Raw genomic sequence first — 4,079 nt, forward strand, 5'->3', positions numbered from 1 at the left:
TTTATGATTTCACTGCTCCCTGCTCCCTACTCCCTGCTCCCTGGTCACTAAAAACATGTACCTCACCGAATTAAAAACCGCTATAGACATCAAGGCTTTGAAGGTTCAATCCTCCAAAAATCCACTTTCTCTAAAGTAGCAGAGGTAAGTTTTAAATAAATCCTGATTAACCTCCGGTAACTTGATCCCACTTCCCCTTAAACCATCAACCACATTGCGACAATCGTACTCAATTAAGTTTCTTGTGCTTGACGGTGATTCCGGGAAGTTGGGTAAGTAAGGGTAGAGAGGATTTTCCATATCCTCGATCAACTTGGAACGCCAATCAGTATAGTCAATTTCTTCCAAGCTATAGCCCAGGGAGCGTACCCAGTCAAAAATCTCCCTCAGATGCACCGATTTTGGATTAATTAAATGGAATGCCTTCCCAAATAAACGGTTTTGTTGAGACAGACAAACAATCCCTCGGCTGACATAATCTACTGGAACGAGGTTTTCTGAAAAACCATCCCAGTTAGGAAAACTTTGGAGTTGAATACATCCTTTCACCAGTCGCGATAGGAAGTCATCAAAACTAGAGACACCGGTTTGACTGTGACCACTAATCCTTGTAGGTCGATGGATAGTTATGGGCAAACCGCGCTCTTTCGCTTCCCAAACTAACTGCTCTGCTACCCACTTGGTCTGAACATAGCCTAATTTTGGTAAATCATAATGATTGGCAGTGGCTGACTCGAGAATGGGTTGCTCAGTTTGGGATGTTGATAACACGCTCATGGTAGAAACGTAATGAACAGGTTTGAGCTTCCCTAGACTAGCTAGTCTTAACACGTCTTGGGTTCCCAAAACATTCGCATCTTTTAAAAGAGGGTAAGACCACAGATGATTAACATAGGCTCCAGCGTGATAAACCACATCAATGTCTTGGCATAAATTATTATACTCAGTTGCTGAGAGTCCAAAACGACTGGTTCCTAAATCTCCGATGATGGGAATAATTCGAGATGTAAAATTCTCACTCCATAATCCAGTTGCTTCTAACTTGCTCAATAGTCTTTCTTTTCCAGCATCTATATGCTCGGCACGAACCAAGCAATAGACAGTAGCATCCGTTGTGGTCAAGAGTTCAGAAAGTAAGTAAGTTCCCAAGAAACCCGTTGCACCGGTTAGGAAAATTCGTTCCATTGGACTGACGGTTTGCCTGGTCGCAGTTGATGGCTGAATGTCTAGGTCTAGAGCAGCTTCTGCTTCTAAATCCCAAGTCTGGGATTGATAGTTTCCAGTTACTAAAGCTTGGTCGATTGCACTAGCCAAATCAGAAACAGAGGGATAATCAAACAATGCCCTTAGAGATAAATTAATCTTGAAGGCTTCACGAATACGAAACACCAGTTGAGTGGCCAATAGGGAATGACCCCCTAACTCAAAGAAACTGTCATTAAGGCTAATACTTTCAGGTTGCAGAGAGAGAATTTCAGCAAAAAGACTAGCGATGCGAATTTGACTCTCTGTTTGGGGAGCAACGAACTCACTGCTGTGGCTGAAGGCAGCATCAGGGACAGGTAACGCTTTGCGGTCTATTTTACCAGTCAAAGACAGAGGTAATGACGTCAGAGGCACCACTACACTGGGAACCATGTAGTTTGGTAACTTCTGTTTCATATACTCTTTGAGAGCCTTAATGTCAAGATCATCATCCCCAACTACATAGGCTACCAGGCGCTTGTTTCCTGGGGTATCTTCCCGGCAGATGACCACACATTCCTGCACCTGCTGGTAGCCACTGAGCAAGGATTCAATTTCTCCGAGTTCGATACGGAAACCTCTGATTTTGACTTGATAGTCAATGCGACCGAGGAATTCAATGTTGCCATCCGGCAAATAGCGTGCCTTATCCCCGGTCTTGTAAAGACTCTCACCCTCATTGAAAGGACTGGAAATAAAACGTTCGGCATTAAGTTCTCGACGATTGAGATAGCCCTTTGCCACTCCATCGCCCCCAGCGTAGAGTTCCCCCGGCACCCCAATGGGCACTGGTTGTTGGTGGGAATCTAAGATGTAGACTCGGGTATTGGCAATGGGACGACCAATGGGAATTGATTGACCGATGTTTTGCAGGCTCTCACCCGGCACCACTGGGTAGCAACAGGTAAAGGTGGTGTTCTCCGTCGGACCATAACCATTGATGAACTGACAATGGGGCAGAGCTTGGCAACATTTGAGCACATGGGACACAGACAGCACATCTCCACCAGCCATCAACAGACGTAGAGATTGCAAATCGTCCAACTGCTGATCCACCATTAAGTTAAACAATCCAGCGGTGAGCCACAAGGCTGTGACCTGATATTGCTTAATCACTTGCCCCAAGGCTGACAAGCACAGTTTCGGTTCAGGGAACAAAACCAGGCGGGAGCCATTGAGCAAACTGCCCCAGATTTCCCATGTGGCGGCATCAAAAGAAACTGAGGCTAACTGGAGAACCACATCATTGGTGGTAAATTGGGCATAGTTGGTATTCTTCACCAGCCGCACAATATTGCGGTGGGTGACGCTGACCCCTTTCGGTTGTCCTGTGGACCCGGAAGTATACATGACGTAAGCCAAAGATGTGGCTGTAGTGGGGAGGTCCAAATTCTCTTTTGGATGGGCTGCAATCGTCTTTTCCTGGGTATTGAGATTGACACAATCGGCCACCTGTGGCAGATTCTCACTCAGACCCGTTTCAGTCAGGATTACCTTCAGACCAGCATTCTCTACCATCAAAGCCAGTCGCTCAGGAGGATAAGTTGGGTCGAGGGGAAGGTAGGCTCCACCAGCTTTCAGAATTGCCAACAGGGCGATGATTAGATTAGGCGATCGCTCCAAACAAACCCCCACCAAACTCTGTGAGCCAACACCCAAGGAAAGCAAATAATGGGCCAGTTGGTTGGCCTGTTGATTCAACTCCCGATAAGTTAAGGTTTGGTCTGCCAAAACCACTGCTACTACATCTGGTGTGTTTTGGACTTGGGTTTCAAATAACTGGTGAACGCAGGAATTGCGAGGATAATCGGTTTGGGTCTGATTCCACTCCACCAAAATTTGTTGTTGTTCAGCAGGGGTGAGTAGGGGAAGTTCACCAATACCTTGACTACTATCAGCAACTACCCCTTGTAATAGGGTCTGGAAATGCCCCAACATCCTTTGAATTGTTTCGGTTTTGAATAAATCACTGCTGTAAGCACACAATCCTGACAGACCCTGCTCACTCTCGAACAGGTGAAGTTCTAAATCAAATTCACGGATTGTTTCGGTATCCAATTTTATGGCTTCTGCCTTCAAGCCAGACAGTGCTAAATCCGTTATCGGTGCATTTTGGAGGGCAAAGGCTACCTGAACCACCGGATGATGATCGAGGCGACGTTCTGGCTGTAATTCCTCTACCAATTTTTCAAAGGGTAAGTCTTGATGAGTATATGCCTCTAACGTGGTTTTTCGGACTTGAGTGAGTAAATCCTCAAAACTCGGATTGCCTGATAGGTCTGAGCGCAAGACTAAGGTGTTGACAAAAAAGCCAATCAAGGGTTCAATTTCCCCCTGATTACGATTGGCAATGGGAGAGCCTACCACAATATCTGTTTGCCCAGAGTAGCGACAGAGCAGAACATCGAAAGCGGCTAACAAGGTCATGAACAGAGTGACCCCGGCTTTTTGGCTGAGGGCTTTCAGCTTTTGGGTCAGGCTAGCATCCAACTCAAAACGTTTCCAACTACCTCGGAAAGTTTGCATTGCTGGTCTCGGATAATCCGTGGGCAGTTCTAATAGTGGAGTAATCCCAGCCAGTTGCTGTTTCCAGTAGTCTAGTTGAGTTTTTAGAACCTGCTGGGCTAACCATTGGCGTTGCCAATAGGCAAAGTCTCCATACTGAATGGTCAAAGGGGCCAAGGGGGAAGCATGACCCTCACAGAATGCCTGGTAAAGTTGGGCTAATTCCCTCCGAAAGACTCCTATTGACCAACCATCGGAGACGATGTGGTGCATGGTTACCAGCAACACATGGTCAGTTGGGGATAATTGCAGTAGTTTGAAGCGTATCA

1 protein-coding gene is annotated in these 4,079 nt (G+C 46.2%); it reads right to left on the bottom strand.

Annotated elements, in window-relative coordinates; all coding sequences use genetic code 11:
- Positions 1 to 105: 105 nt before the first annotated feature.
- Positions 106 to 4,079: non-ribosomal peptide synthetase family protein (locus tag F6K37_RS33885; RefSeq protein WP_287255115.1), on the bottom strand; the 3,974-nt coding region annotated here is incomplete at its 5' end.

It is taken from the genome of Moorena sp. SIO4E2, from assembly GCF_010671945.1.
GTDB classification, from domain to species: Bacteria; Cyanobacteriota; Cyanobacteriia; order Cyanobacteriales; family Coleofasciculaceae; genus Moorena; species Moorena producens.